This is a genomic window from Streptomyces torulosus (assembly GCF_001419765.1).
Taxonomy (GTDB): Bacteria; Actinomycetota; Actinomycetes; order Streptomycetales; family Streptomycetaceae; genus Streptomyces; species Streptomyces torulosus.
On record NZ_LIRK01000949.1, the window covers coordinates 1 to 2,379 of the forward strand.

At 68.6% G+C, this 2,379-nt stretch carries 2 protein-coding genes; one reads left to right on the forward strand and one right to left on the reverse strand.

Annotated features, from left to right (window positions below; translation table 11 throughout):
- A partial coding sequence (locus tag AOK23_RS42925; RefSeq protein ID WP_157878333.1) for a cellulose-binding domain-containing protein occupies nucleotides 1-972 on the forward strand: 972 nt, incomplete at its 5' end.
- Between the two features lie 84 nt (nucleotides 973-1,056).
- Here the strand turns inward: AOK23_RS42925 and AOK23_RS42930 are convergent.
- Nucleotides 1,057-2,325 (reverse strand): KAP family P-loop NTPase fold protein, encoded by a 1,269-nt coding sequence (locus tag AOK23_RS42930; protein ID WP_055717788.1) that lies wholly within the window; start codon nucleotides 2,323-2,325, stop codon nucleotides 1,057-1,059.
- Nucleotides 2,326-2,379 lie beyond the last annotated feature (54 nt).

Consider the following 2,379-nt stretch of genomic DNA (forward strand, 5'->3'; position numbering starts at 1 on the left):
AACACGATCTTCTCGATCCACATGTACGGCGTCTTCGACACGGCCGCCGAGATCACCGACTATCTGGGCCGCTTCGTCGCCGCGAAACTCCCCATCGTGGTGGGTGAGTTCGGGCACGACCACTCGGACGGCAACCCCGACGAGGACACCATCCTGGCCACCACCCAGCAGCTCGGCCTCGGCTATCTGGGCTGGTCGTGGAGCGGCAACGGCGGTGGCGTCGAGTACCTGGACATGGTCACGAACTTCGACCCGAACCAGCTGACCAGCTGGGGCCGGCGACTCTTCGAGGGCGCGAACGGTATCGCCGCCACCTCGAAGGAGGCCGCGATCTACGCCTCCTCCGGCGGCGGCGACAGCACTCCCCCGACCGCCCCCGGTACCCCGACCGCGTCGTCGGTGACCTCGTCCTCCGCCAGGCTGGCCTGGGCCGCCGCGACCGACGCGACCGGTGTCACCGGCTACGACGTGGTCCGCGTCAACGGCACGACGGAGACACCGGTGACGACCACCACCGGCACGTCCGCCACCCTCACCGGGCTGGCGCCGTCGACGTCGTACGTGTTCGCCGTCTACGCCCGTGACGCGGCCGGGAACCGTTCGCCGCGCTCCGGCACGGTGAGCGTCATGACACCGTCCGGCGGCACCACGGCCTCCTGCTCCGTCGGCTACCGGGTGACGAACGAGTGGCCCGGTGGTTTCCAGGGTGAGATCGTCATCCGCAACACCGGCGGCTCGGCCGTCGACGGCTGGACCCTGCGCTGGTCGTTCCCCGACAGCCAGCGGGTCACCAACCTGTGGGGCGGCACCGTGGCGCAGAGCGGCGCCGACGTCACCGTCACCTCGGCCCCCTACACCGCGAACATCCCGGCGTCGGGCTCCGCCACCCTCGGCTTCACCGCCGGCAGGGGCAGCACGAACCCGAGCCCGACGGCGTTCACACTCAACGGATCGGCCTGCGCGACGGGCTGACGCCGGCACCGCTGCCGGTGCCGTTGCCGGGGGACGGGACGGTGAACTGCCGCCGTCCCCCGGGGGCGGGCCTGCCCCGGCCCGCTAGATCTCGTCGGGGCCGGCCGCGTTGCGGAGGGTGCTGATCATGGACAGGACGGTTTCGGCGGTCGGGGGCTGGACGCGTTCGTTTCCGCCGTGCGTGAGGAGACCCTCCAGGCCGCTGTCGTCGACGTACGGATGAAGACGGGTCGCCAGGAGATGGCGGTCCTCATGGCGCGCGGCCGGATTGCCCTGCGCACGCTCGTAGAACGCGGTCAGCCTGCGCCAGGACTCCGGCTCCGACGTCAGCGTGTGGAAGAAGGCGCGGTGCCGCGTGCGGATGATGAGGAGCACCGCGAGCTGGAGTCGGAACTCACGGCTCAGGGTCTGCGTCCCGTGGGCCTGGAAGACGGCCAGGGCCATGTTGAAGACGTTGATGTACCGCTTGAGCCTGCGCGGATTGACGCCGAGGCCGCGCCGCAGCAGTTCCCAGAAGAAGGGGTCGTCCGCGAGTTCGGACACATAGGGCTTGAACGCTTCCTGGAGCGTGTCGAAGCCGACGTCGGGGAGGAAGAAGGGCAGTTGGACGATCTTGTCCAGGTAGGCCATGCCGGACACGACGTCCGAGGGGGCGCCCTTGAGCGCCTCGTCGAACTTGTTGGTGGCGACCGCCGCCAGTACATCGAGGTCCAGCGCGAGCACGAAGACGCACTGTGACTGCGCGAGGAACAGCTTCAGCGACTCCAGTACGGTCATCGCCGACTCCGGTGTGCACCGGTCCAGGTCGTCGACGAACACGACGAGCCGGCCGTCCTCACCGACGAACTCCCGCACCGCGTCGGCGAAGTCGAACTCGAAGCGGTTGACCTGCCGGTACTGCTCGGAGTCCTCCTGTGCGAGGTCCTGCAGCATCTGGTCGACCTGTTCTCCCTTGATCACACCGCCCGTGCCGAGGGCGGCGGCCGCGCCCAGCCCGGCCCGCACGGAGAGCCAGGTGGCGGCCTTGGCGAGCTTCTTCGCCTTCTCCTTGAGGGTGTCCTCCCCCTTCTCCATCTCGGAGAGGATGGTGTGCAGCAGCGCCGCCCACACCTCGACCTTGCGGTCGTACTTCCAGGGGTTGAACCAGATCGTCCTGGTCTGTGTCGCCTCGAAACGCCGTTGCCACAACTGCAGGAAGCTTGACTTCCCCGCGCCCCAGGAGCCGAAGACGCCGACGGTCAGCGGCAGTGGCGTGGCCTGTTCCACGGCGTTGTGCAGCACGTCGACGTACGGTCCGAACCGGAACGAGTCGTCCTCGGGGCTGCTGACGGGATTGTCGGTCAGGGGACGCAACAGAGATTCTCCTGTGTTTCGAACGGAATGGTGCGGGTGTGGGGAGTGGGAAGG